General features: G+C 72.5%; 14 protein-coding genes. 9 read left to right on the top strand and 5 right to left on the bottom strand.

The genetic code is table 11. The annotated features are described in order from the left end of the window. Nucleotides 1-121: 121 nt before the first annotated feature. Entirely contained in the window at nucleotides 122-865 is a 744-nt protein-coding gene (locus AACH11_RS04240; protein WP_341372947.1) for a response regulator, read from the bottom strand. Beyond that, nucleotides 862-2709, bottom strand: a complete 1848-nt coding sequence (locus AACH11_RS04235) for an ATP-binding protein (protein ID WP_341372946.1) — start codon at nucleotides 2707-2709, stop codon at nucleotides 862-864. Before AACH11_RS04235 ends, AACH11_RS04240 begins: the two co-directional genes overlap by 4 nt. Nucleotides 2710-3061: 352 nt before the next feature. On the opposite strand from AACH11_RS04235, the gene AACH11_RS04230 reads away from it, so the two are divergent. Genes AACH11_RS04230 through AACH11_RS04220 form a run of 3 tightly spaced genes read left to right on the top strand, consistent with a single transcriptional unit; the run spans nucleotide 3062 to nucleotide 7296 of the window. Further along, nucleotides 3062-4708: an acyl-CoA synthetase gene (locus tag AACH11_RS04230; RefSeq protein WP_341372945.1), complete on the top strand. Its 1647-nt coding sequence runs from the start codon at nucleotides 3062-3064 to the stop codon at nucleotides 4706-4708. A 56-nt stretch (nucleotides 4709-4764) separates the two neighbouring features. Continuing rightward, nucleotides 4765-6561, top strand: coding sequence for an acyl-CoA dehydrogenase family protein (locus tag AACH11_RS04225; RefSeq protein ID WP_341372944.1), 1797 nt, complete (start codon nucleotides 4765-4767; stop codon nucleotides 6559-6561). 57 nt (nucleotides 6562-6618) lie between these two features. Further along, complete coding sequence (locus AACH11_RS04220; RefSeq protein ID WP_341372943.1) at nucleotides 6619-7296, top strand: winged helix-turn-helix domain-containing protein; 678 nt, start codon at nucleotides 6619-6621, stop codon at nucleotides 7294-7296. A gap of 30 nt (nucleotides 7297-7326) precedes the next feature. On the opposite strand, the gene AACH11_RS04215 is transcribed toward AACH11_RS04220, so the two are convergent. Next, complete coding sequence (locus tag AACH11_RS04215) at nucleotides 7327-8982, bottom strand: electron transfer flavoprotein-ubiquinone oxidoreductase (RefSeq protein ID WP_341372996.1); 1656 nt, start codon at nucleotides 8980-8982, stop codon at nucleotides 7327-7329. A 303-nt stretch (nucleotides 8983-9285) separates the two neighbouring features. Between AACH11_RS04215 and AACH11_RS04210 the strand changes: the two genes are divergently transcribed. From AACH11_RS04210 to AACH11_RS04195, 4 genes are all read left to right on the top strand, one after another. After that, nucleotides 9286-11508, top strand: a complete 2223-nt coding sequence (locus AACH11_RS04210; RefSeq protein ID WP_341372942.1) for a putative bifunctional diguanylate cyclase/phosphodiesterase — start codon at nucleotides 9286-9288, stop codon at nucleotides 11506-11508. A 181-nt stretch (nucleotides 11509-11689) separates the two neighbouring features. Continuing rightward, nucleotides 11690-12472: an SDR family oxidoreductase gene (locus AACH11_RS04205; protein WP_341372941.1), complete on the top strand. Its 783-nt coding sequence runs from the start codon at nucleotides 11690-11692 to the stop codon at nucleotides 12470-12472. A 49-nt stretch (nucleotides 12473-12521) separates the two neighbouring features. Next, on the top strand, nucleotides 12522-13244 hold the full coding sequence (locus tag AACH11_RS04200; protein WP_341372940.1) for a YceH family protein: 723 nt from the start codon (nucleotides 12522-12524) through the stop codon (nucleotides 13242-13244). Between the two features lie 127 nt (nucleotides 13245-13371). Continuing rightward, a complete protein-coding gene (locus AACH11_RS04195; RefSeq protein WP_341372939.1) occupies nucleotides 13372-13818 on the top strand; it encodes an acyl-CoA thioesterase in 447 nt (148 codons plus the stop codon). 65 nt (nucleotides 13819-13883) lie between these two features. Here the strand turns inward: AACH11_RS04195 and AACH11_RS04190 are convergent, their stop codons facing one another. Then, the gene (locus tag AACH11_RS04190; RefSeq protein ID WP_341372938.1) at nucleotides 13884-14471 is read right to left on the bottom strand and encodes a LuxR C-terminal-related transcriptional regulator; all 588 of its coding nucleotides are present in this window, start codon (nucleotides 14469-14471) and stop codon (nucleotides 13884-13886) included. Nucleotides 14472-14655: 184 nt separating this feature from the next. Here AACH11_RS04190 and AACH11_RS04185 point away from each other — a divergent pair, with 184 nt between their 5' ends. Next, nucleotides 14656-15366 carry a CoA transferase subunit A gene (locus AACH11_RS04185; protein WP_341372937.1) on the top strand — a complete coding sequence of 237 codons (711 nt, stop codon included), beginning with the start codon at nucleotides 14656-14658 and terminating at the stop codon, nucleotides 15364-15366. A gap of 84 nt (nucleotides 15367-15450) precedes the next feature. Continuing rightward, on the top strand, nucleotides 15451-16092 hold the full coding sequence (locus tag AACH11_RS04180) for a 3-oxoacid CoA-transferase subunit B (protein WP_341372936.1): 642 nt from the start codon (nucleotides 15451-15453) through the stop codon (nucleotides 16090-16092). 42 nt (nucleotides 16093-16134) lie between these two features. Here the strand turns inward: AACH11_RS04180 and AACH11_RS04175 are convergent, their stop codons facing one another. After that, the gene (locus tag AACH11_RS04175) at nucleotides 16135-16521 is read right to left on the bottom strand and encodes a hypothetical protein (RefSeq protein ID WP_341372935.1); all 387 of its coding nucleotides are present in this window, start codon (nucleotides 16519-16521) and stop codon (nucleotides 16135-16137) included. Nucleotides 16522-16589 lie beyond the last annotated feature (68 nt).

Raw genomic sequence — 16589 nt, 5'->3', positions numbered from 1 at the left:
GATGTTCGATGTGAGGAAAAAGGGGGCGGCGGCGGGGCCGTGGCATGAGGCCCGTCGGACGGCGGCCCGGTGTGGCCGTCCCGGCATCACCGGCCGCACTGTCAGCGGCCGTGCCCGGCACTCATTGCCAGCTGACGTGCGGCGTGAACAGATAACCGGCGCCGTAGACGGTCTTGATCACCGTCGGCCGCGTCGCGTCGGGCTCCAGCCGGCGGCGCAGGCGCGAGATGCGCACGTCGATGCTGCGGTCCTGCGGCGGCAGATCACGGCTGCCGACCAGCTGCTCGCGGGTCAGGATCTGGTGCGGGCGCTCGACGAAGACGCGCAGCACCTGCGATTCGGCCGTGCCCAGCAGCTGCTCCTCGCCGTCCGGGCTGCGCAGCAGATTGGCCGCCAGGTCGAACTGCCAGCCGAGAAAGCCGGCCACGCGGCGCTGGCCCGGATCGCTGCCCGGCGCGCTGCGCCGGCGCAGGATGCTGCGCACGCGGGCCACCAGCTCGCGCGGCTCGAAGGGCTTGGCCATGTAGTCGTCGCTGCCCAGCTCCAGGCCCATCACGCGGTCGGCCATGTGGCTGCGCACCGACAGGATCAGCAGCCCGGTGTTGCTGATCGCGCGGATCTGGCGCACCAGCTCCAGCCCCTCGATGTCGGGCAGGCCGAGGTCGACGATGCACAGGTCCGGCCGCTCATGGGCCAGGCGCCGCAGCATCACCGTGCCCTGGGTCCAGGCGCGGGTCGCATAACCGTATTCCTGCAGCGTCAGCTCCAGCAGGCGGGTGATCTCGGCATCGTCGTCGACGATGAAGACCAGCGGGGCGCCGTCGGCGGCGGAAGGTGGGCTGGCGGGGGCGGCAGGGTACGTCATCGCGATGCTTCGTCGACCGCGGCCGGCGGGCCGGCGGCGGCCAGCGCGCGGGCGAGCTGGGCCTGGGTGAAGGGCTTGAGCAGCAGCGGGGCGGGGGGCTCGCTGCCGTGGCTGCTGTGGCTGCCATGGGCGCTGTCGGCATGGCCACGCGTGGCCGGGGGGGCGTCCTCCGGGCGTTCAGGCCGCTCCGGGACATGGCCGCTCATCAGCAGCACGCGGGGCACCTGGTGCAGCGTGCGGGCCTCGCGCGCCAGCGTGCGGCCGTCGATGCCGCCGGGCATCACCACATCGCTCAGCAGCAGGCCGATGCCGGGGGTGTGGCAGAGGATGGCCCGCGCCTCGGCGCCGTCGGCGGCCTCCAGCACGGCCCAGCCCAGGTCCAGCAGGTGGCGGCGCACGACCTCGCGCACGCTGTCCTCGTCCTCGACCAGCAGGGCCAGGCCGCAGCCGCCATCGGCGCCGGCCGGGGTGCCGGGCCCAGGCCGGCCGCCGGTGCTCATCGCCTCATCGCCCGGCGGGGCCGGATCATCGAAGGCGGCTTCGGGCGGTGGTGCGTCGCAGGCCGGCAGCCACAGGTGGACGGCGGTGCCCAGCCCGGGCTGGCTGTCGATCTCGATCGCGCCGCGCGACTGCCGCACGAAGCCGTAGACCATGGCCAGACCGAGACCGCTGCCACGCCCCGGCGGCTTGGTGGTGAAGAAGGGCTCGTAGACTCGGCGCAGCGTGGCCGCGTCCATGCCGCAGCCGTCGTCGCGCACGGTCAGGCGCACGCAGCGCACCGGCTGGCCCTCGGCCGGCGGGCTCAGGCCGAGCGCACCGGCCGCCGCGGCGTCCAGCCGGCGCGCCTCGGTGCGCACCTGCACCCGGCCCGTGCCCAGGACGGCCACCGCGTCGCGCGCGTTCAGCAGCAGGTTCAGCAGCGCGTTCTCCAGCTCGCTGGCGTCCAGCCAGGCCCACAGCGGCTGGCGGCCGACCTGCAGATCCAGCTCCAGCGTCTCGGGCAGCGTGCGGGTGACGATGCGGGTCACGCTGGCCACCACCTGGGCGACGTCGACCGCGCCGGGCTTGAGCGGCTGGCGGCGGGCGAAGCTCAGCAGCCGGCGCAGCAGGTCCACCCCGCGGCCGGCGGCCTGCAGCGCGGGCTCGGCGTACTCGCGCACCTCGGGGATGTCGCCGCGTTCGCGCAGCAGCCGCCCCAGGTTGCCGACGACCACCGTCAGCAGGTTGTTGAAGTCGTGCGCCAGGCCGCCGGTCAGCTGGCCGAGCGCCTCCATCTGCTGCGCCTTGAGCAGCAGCTCCTGGGCGCGCAGCTGCTCGGTGATGTCGAAGGTCAGCTCGAAGCAGCCGGCGATCTGGCCGTCGTCGGCCACGTCGGGCACGAGCGAGGTGCGCACCCGCACCACGCTGCCGTCGAGGCGGGTGATGTCGTACTCGAAGGTGACGGCCTCGCCGGCGAAGGCGCGCGAGACCTGCGGCCGGATGGCGGCGAAGGTTTCCTCGCCGAGGAAGCCGCGTGCGCTGATGGCCGCCGGCCGGTCCAGATCCAGCCCGAACCAGTCGCGGTAGCCGCGGTTGGCGTAGCGGTAGCGGCGCTGGTGGTCGACATAGGCGACCAGGGCGGGGATCGAGTCGGTGATCAGGCGCAGCTGTTCCTCGCGCCGGCGCAGCTCGGCGGTGCGCTCGGCGACGCGGCGTTCGAGCTCGGCCGCGTGCGCCTGCAGCAGGGCATCGGCGGCGCTGGCGCTGGCTGTGTGGGGTGCGGTGGCCGGCGCGGACGTGGTCGTGGGGGTGGGCGGAGGCACGGCCGGGCCGGCCGCCGGATCGCCGGTCGGGCGGGCGTTCACGGGGGCGTGCAGGGGCGAAGGCAGGGGCGGAGCGGGGGCGGGCCGGTTCACGCGGCGGATTCTAGGGAGGGGCCCCGGTGCGCCGAGGAGACGCAAACATTCGTCACATTGGCTGGCGTGTGGTGCAAAGGTCCTCGCCGAAGCTTCGCCCCGATCGAGGATCACGGCATCCGACGCTCGGGGTTTGCCCTGGGTCGTGGCCGGATCCTCACCCGATGACAGACGATGGGCATGCGCCCCGGGGCCGGTCGTCGCTGCACGGCCGGCCGGCTCTGGCGGCCGCGTGCCGTGGCCGTCAGGATGCACGTCGACGGCTCCCGCCCCTCGTCGCCCGGATCACAGGAGACCGCAGATGACCCGCACCAGCCCCTACGACATCGGCCTCGACCGCAACGCGGCCAACCACGTGGCCCTGTCGCCGCTGAGCTTTCTCGAACGTGCCGCCGCGGTGTATCCGCAGCGCGTGGCGCTCGTGCACGGCGCGCTGCGCCAGACCTGGGCCCAGACCTTCGCGCGCTGCCGCCGGCTGGCCTCGGCGCTGAAGGCGCGCGGCATCGGCCGCGGCGACACGGTGGCGGCCATGCTGCCCAACGTGCCGGCCATGTTCGAGGCGCATTTCGGCGTGCCGGCCACCGGCGCCGTGCTCAACACGCTGAACACGCGGCTGGACTTCGAGGCCATCGCCTTCATGCTGCAGCACGGCGAGGCCAAGGTGCTGCTGACCGACCGCGAGTTCGCCGCCACCGTGGCCAAGGCCCTGGCCCACATCGACGCGAAGCACCGGCCGCTGGTCATCGAGGTCGAGGACGAACTGGCGCCGGCCGGCCAGCGCCTGGGCGAGATCAGCTACGAGGACTTCCTGGCCGCAGGCGATCCGGCCGCGCCCTGGACGCTGCCGACCGACGAGTGGGACGCGATCGCGCTGAACTACACCTCGGGCACCACCGGCAATCCGAAGGGAGTGGTCACCCACCACCGCGGCGCCTACCTGAACGCGGCCTCCAACGCGATCGGCTGGCAGCTGCCGCACCACCCGGTCTATCTGTGGACGCTGCCGATGTTCCACTGCAACGGCTGGTGCTTCCCGTGGACGCTGGCGCTGGTGGCCGGCACCAGCGTGTGCCTGCGCCGCGTCGATCCGGCGCTGATCTTCGGCCTGATGCGCGAGCACCGCGTCACCCATCTGTGCGGCGCGCCCATCGTCTACAGCCTGCTGATCCACGCGCCGCAGAGCGTGCGCGAGGGCATCGACTGGCCGCTGCAGGGCCTGATCGCCGGCGCCGCGCCGCCGGCCGCCGTCATCGAGGGCTGTGAATCCATCGGCATCGACATCACCCATGTCTACGGCCTGACCGAGGTCTACGGCCCGGCATCGGTGTGTGCCAAACAGCCGGAATGGGCGTCCCTGCCGCTGGCCGAGCGGGCCACGCTCAACGGCCGCCAGGGCGTCACCGGGCCGCTGCAGCAGGCGGTCACCGTGCTGGACCAGGACACCGGCGCGCCGGTGCCGGCCGACGGCATGACGATGGGCGAGATCTGCTTCCGCGGCAACATCGTGATGAAGGGCTACCTCAAGAACATCACGGCCACCGAGGAGGCCTTCGCCGACGGCTGGTTCCACACCGGCGACCTGGCGGTGATGCAGCCCGACGGCTACATCAAGATCCGCGACCGTAGCAAGGACATCATCATCTCCGGCGGCGAGAACATCTCCTCGATCGAGGTCGAGGACGTGCTGCACCGCCATCCGGCCGTGATGTGCGCGGCCGTGGTCGCCATGCCCGACGAGAAGTGGGGCGAGGTGCCGTGCGCCTTCGTCGAGCTCAAGCCCGGTGCGACGCTGGAGGCGCAGGTCCTGATCGATTTCTGTCGCGATCAGCTGGCCCGCTTCAAGGTGCCCAAGGCGGTGGTCTTCGGCGAGCTGCCCAAGACCTCGACCGGCAAGATCCAGAAATACGTGCTGCGCCAGCAGGTGCACTCGACCGACGCGCTGCGCTGAGCGCCGGCCCCGCGGCATCTCCTCACTTTCGACGACTTCTTCCAGGACCTCTGACGATGAGCGACTACCAGGCCCCCCGCCGCGAGATGCTGTTCGCGCTGCGTGCGATCGGCGGACTCGAGGCCGTGCTGGCCGCCCACGGCGACGACGCCTACGACATGGAGACGGCCGAGGCCGTGCTCGACGAGGCCGCGCGTTTTGCCGGTGAGGTGCTGTCACCGCTCAACCGCATCGGTGACCGCCAGGGCGCGCGCTGGTCGGACGGCGGCGTGGTGCGGGCGGCCGACGGCTTCGCCCAGGCCCATGCGGCCTTCCGCGAGGCTGGCTGGCACGGCATGCCCGCGCGCACCGAGTTCGGCGGCCAGGGCGCACCGGTGCTGCTGTCGACCGCGGTGCTGGAGATGTGGAAGTCGGCCAACATGGCCTTCAGCCTGTGCCAGATGCTGACCCTCGGCGCGGTCGAGGCGATCGCCCGCCATGCCGATGCGGCGCTGTGCGCGACGCTGCTGCCGCCGATGGTCGAGGGCCGCTGGACCGGCACGATGAACCTGACAGAGCCGCAGGCCGGCTCGGACCTGGCCGCCATCCGCAGCCGCGCCGTGCCCACCGGTGACGGCCGCTACCGCATCACCGGCACCAAGATCTTCATCACCTGGGGCGAGCACGACGTGGCCGAGAACATCGTCCACCTGGTGCTGGCCCGGTTGCCGGACGCCCCGCCCGGGGTCAAGGGCATCTCGCTGTTCGCGGTGCCCAAGTTCCTGCCGCGCGACGATGGCAGCCCGGGCGAGCGCAACGATCTGGTCTGCGCGTCGATCGAGCACAAGCTGGGCATCCACGGCAGCCCGACGGCGGTGATGTCCTTCGGCGAGGGCGGCGGTGCGCTGGGCTGGCTGGTCGGCCAGCCGCACCAGGGCCTGGCCTGCATGTTCACGATGATGAACCACGCGCGGCTGAACGTCGGCCTGGAGGGCGTGGCCATCGGCGAGCGGGCCTACCAGGCGGCGCGCGAGTACGCGCTGATGCGGGTGCAGGGCCGTGGCATCGGCCTGGGCGAGGGCGACAGCGCCACCATCATCGGCCACCCGGACGTGCGCCGCATGTTGATGGACATGCGCGCCCGCAACGAGGCCGGCCGTGCGCTGGCCTACTACACGGCCGCCCGCATGGACGAGGCCCACGGCCACGGCGCCGGTGCCGCCGCCGCCCAGGCCCTGGTCGATCTGCTGACCCCTGTGGTCAAGGGTTGGTGCACCGAGAGCGCGCAGCGCGTGACCGCCGATGGCGTGCAGGTGCACGGCGGCATGGGCTACATCGAGGAGACCGGCGCCGCCCAGCACCTGCGCGATGCCCGCATCACCACCATCTACGAGGGCACGACGGCCATCCAGGCCAACGACCTGCTCAACCGCAAGCTGGCGCGCGATGGCGGGGCCGTCGCCACGGCGCTGCTGCAGCGCATCGCCGCCGAGGCCGAGACCTGGGCCGCCGGCCACGTGCCGGCCTTGGCCGCGCTCGGCCGGGCCCTGAGCCCGGCCGTGGCCGAACTGGCCGCCACCTGCGCGCTGCAGGTGGCCCGCCACGGCCCGCAGGCGCGCGAGGCCGCGGCGGCCACCGTGCCCCACCTGATGCAGTTCGGCACCGTCGTCGGCTGCTGGTTGCTGGCCCGCGGCGCGGCCGCGGCGCAGGCGCAGCTCGACGCCGATGCGGCGGCCGACGCCGGCTTTCTGCAGACCCGCATCGCCGTCGCCCGCCATGCGGCCACCCATCTGCTGCCCGAGGCCGCGGCCGCCGCGGCCGTGGTGCGCGAGGGCAGCGCCAGCACGCTGGCGCTCGATGATGCGCAGTTCTGAGGCCAGGGGCGCCGCCGGTGCGGCCGTGCCGGGCGGTGGCCAGCCGGGAGCGTGGCGATGCGGGTGGTGATCGCGAGCGCCGAACGGGCGCTGGTGCGTGGGCTGTCGATGCAGCTGCGCGAGGCCGGCCACGCGGTCGACCAGCTGGAGCGCGCCGATGAGGTGCCGGCCCTGGTCGACGAGCCGGCGCTCGATCTGCTGGTGCTGGATCTGCGGCTGTGCGAGCCGCCGGCCGCGGCCGCCGCCTTGCTGCGCCGGCTGCGCCAGGGCGGCATGGCCGCCCATCTGATCGCGCTGGCCGGCGATGGCGGGCCGGCCGCGCGCATCGCGGCACTGGACCTGGGCGCCGACGACTGCCTGTCAGCCCCCTTGAGCGTGGACGAGATCGGCGCCCGTGTGCGCGCCCATCTGCGGCGCCGGCTCGGTGGCGGCGAGCCGCTGGTCAAGCACGGGCCGCTGAGCTTCGACCCGCTGCACCGCACCGCCTGGTTCGACGGTGAGCTGCTGCCGCTGTCCCGCCGCGAGGCCTCGCTGCTGGAGGTGCTGCTGCAGCGCGCCGGCCGCTACGTCAGCAAGGAGGCGATGATCGACCGGCTCTTCGAATGGGGCAGCGACGTCAACTACAACTGCGTCGAGGTCTATGTGCACCGCCTGCGCAAGAAGGTCGAGCGCGGCCCGGTGCGCATCCTGACGGCGCGCGGCGTCGGCTACCAGCTCGCGCGCATCCACGATTGAGGGCGCGGGCGCTGGCCGCGCCACCTCACCTCACATACCCGAATAGGTGGGCCCACCGCCGCCTTCAGGACTGACCCAGGTGATGTTCTGGGAGGGGTCCTTGATGTCGCAGGTCTTGCAGTGGACGCAGTTCTGGGCGTTGATCTGCAGGCGCTGTGCGCCGGGGGTGGGGGCGGCGGTGTCGGGCACGAACTCGTAGACGCCGGCCGGGCAGTAACGGGCCTCGGGGCCGGCGTAGGTGGCGAGGTTGACGCGCACGGGCACCGAGGGGTCGGTCAGCAGCAGATGGGCCGGCTGGTGCTCGGAGTGGTTCGTGCCCGACAGGAAGACCGAGGACAGCTTGTCGAAGGTGAGCACGCCGTCGGGCTTCGGATAGTCGATCCGGCGGCACTGGGCGGCGGGCTTGAGGGCCTCGTGGTCGCGGGTGGTGCGCGGCAGGGTCCACGGGGGCGTGTCGATGCCGAGCCTGGGCAGCAGCACCTGCTCGATGCCGAAGCCGATCTTGCCGATCAGCGGGCCCTTCTTGAACCACTGCTTGAAGTTGTTGTCGCGCTTGAGCTCGGCGTGCAGCGTGCTGGCGGCGAAGGCCTCGGGGTAGGCGGCGAGTTCGTCATGGGCGCGGCCGGCGGCCAGGGCGTCGACGAGGGCATCGGCGCAGAGCATGCCGCTCTGGATGGCGGCATGGCTGCCCTTGATGCGTGCGGCGTTGAGGAAGCCGGCATCGCAGCCGAGCAGGGCGCCGCCGGGGAAGACGAGCTTGGGCAGGCTGTGGAGGCCGCCGTTGTTGATGGCGCGTGCGCCGTAACTCAGGCGTTTGCCGCCCTGGATGTGCTGACGCACGGCATGATGGGTCTTCCAGCGCTGCATCTCGTCGAAGGGACTGAGCCAGGGGTTCTGGTAGTCGAGGCCGATGACGAAGCCGAGCGTGACGAGGTTGCCGTCGAGGTGGTAGAGGAAGCCGCCGCCGAAGGTCTGGTCGTCCATCGGCCAGCCGGCGGTATGCACGACGAGGCCGGGCTGTGCCTGCGCGGCGGGCACCTCCCAGAGCTCCTTGATGCCGATGGCGAAGCTCTGCGGCTCGCGGCCTTCGTCGAGCCTGTAGCGGGCGATGAGCTCCTTGCCGAGGTGGCCGCGGGCGCCCTCGGCGAAGAGGGTGTACTTGCCGCGCAGCTCCATGCCGAGCTGGAAGTCGGGGCCGGGCTGGCCGTCCTTGCCCAGGCCCATGTGGCCGGTGGCCACGCCGGTGACGCGGCCCTGGTCGTCGTACAGCACCTCCGCGGCGGCGAAGCCGGGGAAGACCTCGACGCCGAGCGCTTCGGCTTGCTCGGCCAGCCACTTGACGAGGTGGCCGAGGCGCACGACGAAGTTTCCGTGGTTGTCGAAGCAGCGGGGCATGGCCCACGGCGGGGTGGCGGCGGTGCCGTCGCCCTCGGCGAGGAAGAGGACCTGGTCGGCGGTGACGGGTTGGTGCAGCGGTGCGCCGCGCTCTTTCCAGTCGGGGAAGAGCTCGGTGAGGGGGCCCGGGTCCATGACGGCGCCGGAGAGGGTGTGGGCGCCGGGCTCGGCGGCCTTCTCGAGGACGACGACGGAGAGCTCGGCGCCGGATTCGGCGGCGCGCTGCTTGAGGCGGATGGCGGCGGCCAGGCCGGCGGGGCCACCGCCGACGATGACCACGTCGTAGTCCATGGCCTCGCGCGGGCCGTGTTGTTCGAGCAGCGCTGCGGGGGTCTTCACGTCCTGGATCTCTCGGGTGCCGGTGGGTGCCGGGGGTAGGGCGCCGGGCGGCCGCAGGCCGCGGGCAGGACCCGGGATTCTAGTCAGCCCGGCCGCCGCTGGCCGGGCCCGCGGACGATGACGGACCCCGCGTGCCGGCCCGTCGTGCCCTTGTCCATCCCCATGATCAGGGCGCCCCCGAAGGGGGATCTTGATCCCGTGTCGCGGAGTCCGCCACTGGTGGCACTGCCGGCCATGGGTTAGGCTGACCGCACGATGTCTCTGCCCGCCAGCCTGCCCGATGATCGCGATGTCCGCCCCTGGGCCGGTGCACCGGCCGAGCCGGCGCTCGCCGGTCTGCCCGAGCGCCTGCCGCTCGCGTTGTGGGCCAGCGGCGACCGCGTCTGGGAGTGGGACGGCAGCGGCTTTCTGCTCTGGCGTTGCAGCGGCCCGCAGCGGCGGGCCCAGGTCGAACGGCTCGACGTGGCGCAATTCCTCGACCGTGCCCATCCCCAGGATCACGAAGGCCTGCGCCAGGCCTGGGCCGCGTTGCAGAACGGCCCGGGTGAGGAGCTGGACCTGAACTTCCGCGGCCGCACCGTCCATGCCCCGGCGCGCTGGTGGCGGGTGCGCGGCCGTGCGCTGCAGCGGGGCGACGGCGGCCAGCTGCTGCGGGCCATCGGCACGCTGCGCGATGTCACCGGCCCGCAGCGGGCGCGCCAGCAGCTGCGCCGGCTGGCCCATGCCTTCGACAGCTCGCGCGAGGCGCTGGTGCTGACCGACGCGCACTGGCAGCTGGTGGCGGCCAACCGCTCGGCCCGCGCGCTGCTCGACGCGGCCGTGCTGGCCCCCGGCGCCAGCCTGCAGCCCTGGCTGACCGCGCGCGGCTGGCCGCCGCAGCTGGTGCAGCGCCAGGTGCGGCTGCACGGCCTGTGGCAGGCCGAGTGTCCGGTCAGCGGCCCGCAGGGCGAGGTGCCGGTCGAGTGCTCGGTGACGGCCGTGCAGCCGGACGCCGATGACGCCGTCGTCGGCGATGGACAGGGGCCGGGTACCCGTGAGGCTCACGGTTATGTGCTGGCGCTGCACGATCTGCGGGAGCGTCTGGCGGCCCAGGCGCGGCTGCAGCGCCAGGCCACGCTGGACGAGGCCACCGGCCTGCCCAACCGCCTGGCCGCGCAATGGCATCTCGAGCCTTTGCTGGGCCGCAGCCAGCCCCGTGCGGCGCTGCTGCGCGTGCTGGTCGATGGGGTGCGCCACGTCAACGCCAGCTGGGGGCCGCAGGCCGCCGAGGCCCTGGTGGTGCAGGTCGCGCAGCGTCTGCGTCAGGCCTTGGACGACGGCTGCTGGCTCGCCCGCTGGGGCGACGACGAGTTCCTGCTGGTGCTGTCCGACGACGCCGACGACACGGCCTTGCGCAGCGTCGCCCAGCTGGTGCTGGCGGCGCTGGCGCGGCCCTTCGACGTCGAGGGCCGCTCCTTGACCGTCAGCGTCGTGCTGGGCGCCGTGCGCGCGCCGCAGGACGGCGCGGCTTTCGGGGTGTTGATGCGCAAGGCCGAGCTCGCGCTGCAGGCCGCCCGGCAGTCGACCACCGTGCCGCTGGCCTTCTACGACCGCCGGCTCGACGACGAGCGCCAGCGCCGCCTGATGCTGGGCAGCCTGCTGCGCCAGGACACCGAGCGCAACGCCTTCACCTGGCAGTTCCAGCCCAAGGTCGATGCGGCCGGCCGCTGCACCGGGGGCGAGCTGCTGATGCGCTGGCACACCGAGGCCTACGGCGAGGTGCCGCCGGCGGAGTTCATCGCGCTGGCCGAGGAGCTCGGTCTGATCGGCCTGATGGGCCGCCATGCCGTGCATGCGGCGGCCCAGCTGGCGGCGGCCGGTGCGGCCGCCGGCCTGAGCCTGCCGGTGGCCGTCAACCTGTCGCCGCGCCAGCTGGCCACGCCGGGCATCGAGGCCATGCTGCTGCACGCCTGCCGCCGCCAGGGCCTGCAGCCGGCCCAGCTCGAACTGGAGCTGACCGAATCGGCGCTGGCCGGCTCGATCGACGAGGTCGCGCCGGTGCTGCAGCGGCTGCGTCAGGCTGGCTTCGTGATGGCGCTCGACGACTTCGGCACCGGCTACTCCTCGCTCGCCCATCTGGGCACGCTGCCGATGGACAAGGTCAAGATCGACCGCAGCTTCGTGCTCGGCCTGGGCCGCGACGTGAGGGCCCAGCGCCTGCTCGAAGGCATCGTGCAGCTGTGCCGGGCGCTCGGCCTGCGCACCGTGGCCGAAGGGGTGGAGACGCCGGCCCAGCACGCCGCCCTGGCCGCCCTCGGTGTCGACGAGTTCCAGGGCTATCTGTTCGCCCGTCCCTTGCCGCTCGCGCGCTGGCTGGACCTGCTGGCCGCCGCCGATGGCCAGGCCCCGCAGCTGCCCGGGGCGCTGGCGGCGCTGCCGGCATCCCTGCCGGCCGCGGAGGGCGATGCGCCCGTGCCGCGGGTCCGTGTCCTGCCCTGATCGCACCGCGGGCCGGCGCCGGACGGGCCCTGGCGGTGTGACCGACGGCAAGCCTTGATCTCCCGCGCAAGCCCTGGCTTGAAGGCGCGATCGGGGCCCCCGTGGCGTCGTACCATGTAGGCCGTGTTCCCCTGAAGATGCGGGTCGCCACGGCCGTCGGCCGTCGTCCCGCCCGACTGCCATGAGCTACCAGATCGATCTGTCCGGCCGCGTCGCCTTCGTCACCCAGGCTGCCGGCAGCCTGGGCACGCAGTTCGCGCGCACGCTGAGCGCCGCGGGCGCTGCCGTGGTGCTCGCCGCCCCCGACCGCGAATCGCTGAAGACGCTGCGCGCCGAGCTGGAGGCGGCCGGCGGCGATGCCCACGTCGTCGCGCTCGACGTCACCGATCCGGACAGCGTCAAGGCCGCCATCGCCCACGCCGAGACCGAGATGGGCACCATCGACATCCTGGTCAACAACGGTGGCGTCAGTGCCACCCACAAGCTGGTGGACGTCGGCATCGACGAGTTCGACGCGATGATGACGACCAATGTCCGCGGCGCCTTCCTCGTCGCACAGGAGGTCGGTCGGCGCATGATCGCGCGCGCCCGTGGCGCCGCCCCGGGCACCTTCACCGGCGGGCGCATCGTCAACGTGGCCTCGCTGGCCGGCCTGCGTGTGACCCCGCAACTGGGCGTCTATGCGATGAGCAAGGCCGCCGTCATCCACATGACCCGTGCGATGGCGCTGGAGTGGGGCAAGTACGGCATCAACGTCAACGTGCTGTGCCCGGGTTTCATGGAGACCCCGGGCAATGCTGCCGAATGGCGCAGCGACGCTGGCCAGAACCTGCTGCAGATGCTGCCGCGCAAGCGCACCGGCAAGCCGCAGGACCTGGATGCCGCGCTGATGATGCTGTGCGCCAACGAGAGCCACTTCATCAACGGTGCCGTGCTGAGCGCCGACGACGGCTTCGGCGCCTGAGTCCACCGTCCACCGCCCGCACGCCGCCAACGACACGAGCCGTACCCCGATGCGAGATCTGACCCCCCTGGAAGCCCGCGTGCTGGGCGTGCTGGTCGAGAAGGCCGCCACCGTCCCCGACACCTACCCGCTGAGCCTGAACGCGCTGGTGGCCGGCTGCAACCAGAAGACCGCGCGCGAGCCGGTCATCAATGCCACCGATGCCGAGGTGCTGACCGCCATCGACGGCCTCAAGCGCTCCAGCCTGGTGTTCGATGCGTCGAGCACCCGGGTCACCCGTTATGAGCACAACGCCGCGCGCGGCCTGAACGTCGACGGTGCCAGTGCCGCGCTGCTGGCCGTGCTGATGCTGCGCGGCCCGCAGACCGCCGCCGAGCTGCGGGCCAATGTCGAGCGCCTGCACCGTTTCACCGACATCGCCGCCGTCGAGGCCTGCCTGCAGGCGCTGTCCGACCGTTATCCGCCGCGCGCGGTGCGGCTGGAGCGTGCGCCGGGCGCCCGCGAATCGCGCTGGGCCCATCTGCTCAGTGGTGAGGCGGCGCTGCCGGCGGCCATCGCCACCGGTCCGGCCGAGGGCGGCGGTGGCAGCGGCGGCAGCCTGGGCGCCGACGCGGTCAGCGCCGGTGAACTGGCCGCGCTCAAGGGCCAGATCGAACGCCAGGGCGAGGAACTGGCCCGGCTGCGCGCGCTGGTGCTGCGCATGGCCGCCGAACTCGGCATCGATCCGGCGGACGAGCCGTCGGACGAGCCGCCGGCCCCTGCGGCCGACTGACGACCACAGGCGGATGGACACAGCCTGACGGCCCTGCGCCGCGGGCGCCCGGGCGGCGTGCGGTCGCCGGCCGGCCGCGCGGCCTGCTAGGCTGGGGGCCTCTTCCGCCACCGGAGCCCGGACCGCCATGCGCCTGGACCTGCCCGCCGACCTGCGTTGCGTGCACGAGATGCACATCCCCGTGCGCTGGGGTGACATGGACGCCCTCGGCCATGTCAACAACACCGTCTACTTCCGCTTCATGGAGAGCCTGCGCATCGATTGGCTGCATGCCTCGGGCGCCTGGAGCGGGGCCGGCGAACAGGATGCGCAGCAGGGCCCGGTGATCGTCAACGCCTTCTGCAACTTCCTGCAGCAGGTGGACTTCCCGGCCACGCTGATCGGTCGTCACTACCTGGGCGCGATCGGTCGCAGCAGTGTCGACACCTATGCCCGCTTCGTGCGCGCCGATGCGCCGGACGTGGTGGTGGCCGAGGGCGGGGCCACCGTCGTCTGGTCCGACTACCGGGCCCGCCGTGCGATCGGCCTGCCCGACGATCTGCGGGCACGGCTGCTGCAGGTGGCCGCGGGCTGAGGCCGGCGCCGCACCAGCGGCACGCGGCCTGGCCGTCCGTCGTCTTCCGTCACCCTCGGTCACCCTCAGTCGCCGGACAGCAGCTTGTGCACCAGGTCCGGCGTCGTCGCGGCGCCGAACTTGCGCATCAGGCGCGCGCGGTAGACATCGACGGTGCGCGGGCTGATGTCCAGCCGGCGACCGATCAACTTGCTCGTCAGGCCGTCGACCAGCAGGGCGGCGATCTCCCGTTCGCGCGGCGTCAGATCGACCTTGAGCCGGCGGCGTGCCGACAGGTCCTCGAAGCTCCAGATGCCGGCCGCATGCGGGTCGGCCGGGTCCAGCGCGCGGCCGGTCACGTGACACCAGAACAGCGCCGCGTCATCGGTGCCGTCCCGCCCGGGCGCGCCGTCGACCGGGCCCAGGCGCTTCATCACCCGTTCGTCGGCATAGCGGCCGTGGGCGTCGAGCTGGGCGACGATGCGCACGCCGGTGCGCTCGAACTCCTCGGCGCTCGGGTACAGCACGGCGAAGCTCTGGCCGATCAGTTGCTCGCGCCGCGCGCCGAACATGGCCAGCAGCTGGCCGTTGCAGTCGACGATGGTGCGCTGGCGGCTGATGACCAGGCCGATCGGGGCCAGGGCGAAGGCGGTGCGGTAGTCGGGCTCGGTCATCGGGCGAGGGGCTGCGGGCTGCGGGCGGAATGCGGCCGGGCGGAACGAGGCCGGGCGGAACGAGGCCGGGCGGCCGCGGATCCGGGCCCGGCTTTAGGCGATCTTACGTAACGACTACGTAATGCCGTACGTAGTACGCTGCGGACCTCACGCGTTCCACGCCACCACCGGGAGCATCCCCCTCATGAACAAGATCTACCCCAGCGCCGCGGCGGCCCTGGACGGCATCGTCCGCGACGGACAGCTGCTGGCCGTCGGCGGTTTCGGCCTGTGCGGCATCCCCGAGGCGCTGATCGACGCGCTCAAGGATTCCGGTGTCAAGGACCTGAGCGTCGTCTCCAACAACGCGGGCGTCGACGGCTTCGGCCTGGGCAAGCTGCTGCAGACGCGCCAGATCCGCAAGATGATCTCCAGCTACGTCGGCGAGAACAAGGAGTTCGAGCGCCAGTACCTGGCCGGCGAGCTGGAGCTGGAGTTCACGCCCCAGGGCACGCTGGCCGAGCGCCTGCGCGCCGGTGGTGCCGGCATCCCCGCCTTCTACACCCGCACCGGCGTGGGCACGCTGGTGGCCGAGGGCAAGGAAACGCGCGAGTTCGACGGCCACACCTACGTGATGGAGCGCGCGCTGGTGCCCGACGTGGCCCTCGGCAAGGCCTGGAAGGCGGACAAGAGCGGCAACCTGATCTTCCGCCGCACCGCCCGCAACTTCAATCCGGCGGCCATCATGGCCGGCAAGGTCGCGGTGGTCGAGGTCGAGGAGATCGTCGAGACCGGCACCTTCGATCCCGACAGCATCCACCTGCCCGGCATCTACGTGCACCGCCTGGTGCTCAATGCCACGCCCGAGAAGCGCATCGAGAAGCGCACCACCCGGCAGAACCCCAAGGGAGCCTGACCATGATGGCCCCACGTTCATTTCATTCACTGCCCCCCGAGGGGGCGCAAGCCTCCCTTGAGGCGGCTCGACAGGAGGCTTGACATGCCCTGGACCCACGACGAGATGGCCGCCCGCGCGGCCAAGGAACTGCAGGACGGCTTCTACGTCAACCTCGGCATCGGGCTGCCCACGCTGGTGGCCAACTTCGTCGATCCGTCGATCGAGGTCTGGCTGCAGAGCGAGAACGGCATGCTGGGCATCGGCCCCTTCCCGGATGACGCCGACGTCGACGCCGACCTGATCAACGCCGGCAAGCAGACGGTGACCACGCTGCCGGGCTCCAGCATCTTCGGCAGCCACGAGAGCTTCGCGATGATCCGCGGCGGCAAGATCAACCTGTCCATCCTGGGTGCGATGCAGGTCAGTGCCCAGGGCGATCTTGCCAACTGGATGATCCCGGGCAAGATGGTCAAGGGCATGGGCGGTGCCATGGACCTGGTGGCCGGCGTCAAGCACGTCGTCGTGCTGATGGAGCACGTGGCACGCAAGAAGGACGGCTCGGGCTTCGAGCTGAAGATCCTGCCCGAGTGCACGCTGCCGCTGACCGGCGTCGGCGTGGTCGACCGCATCATCACCGACCTGGCGGTGCTCGATGTCACCGCGGAGGGCTTGAAGGTGGTCGAGATGGCGCCGGGCGTGACGCGCGAGGAACTCCAGGCCAAGACGGGCGCACCGCTGCACTGAGCATCTCGGGCCCTGCCGCCGGCACCCGCCGCGGCGGGCCGCTCAGGCGATGCGCCAGGTGTGGCCGCCGGCCGCGGTCAGCACGCTCAGGCGTGAGGCATCGAGGGCCAGTCCGGCCAGGCGGCGACCGGCCACCGCACGGGCCAGCGCGTCCTGCGCGGCCGCGCGCAGCGCGCTCAGGCGGGGGCGATCGCCGCGGCACTGATGGCGCGGGATCACCAGGCCCAGGGGCGCGAGTGCGGCGCGCGGGCCGCCGATCTCCGGCACCGCACTGACGTGGGCATGGACGACCAGCGTCTGCGGCGTGCGCAGCGCGATGTCCAGATCGAGCCCCACGTGGTGGTCGGCGTCACAGGGCAGTTCGTGCGGAGGCGGCAGGCCATGGGCCTGCGGGCCTCGGGTCGGGGCGGAAGGGCCGTCTCGTGTCATGGCCCCGTATCGTGCGCGGGACGGCGGCCCGGGTCTGTCGGTCGCGCCGGTGTCGTCTCGTAGGACGA

The organism is Pseudaquabacterium rugosum (assembly GCF_038066575.1).
GTDB lineage: Bacteria > Pseudomonadota > Gammaproteobacteria > Burkholderiales > Burkholderiaceae_C > Pseudaquabacterium > Pseudaquabacterium rugosum.
The sequence above is the reverse complement of the archived record's forward strand: the minus strand, read 5'-3'. Positions and strand labels throughout refer to the sequence as shown.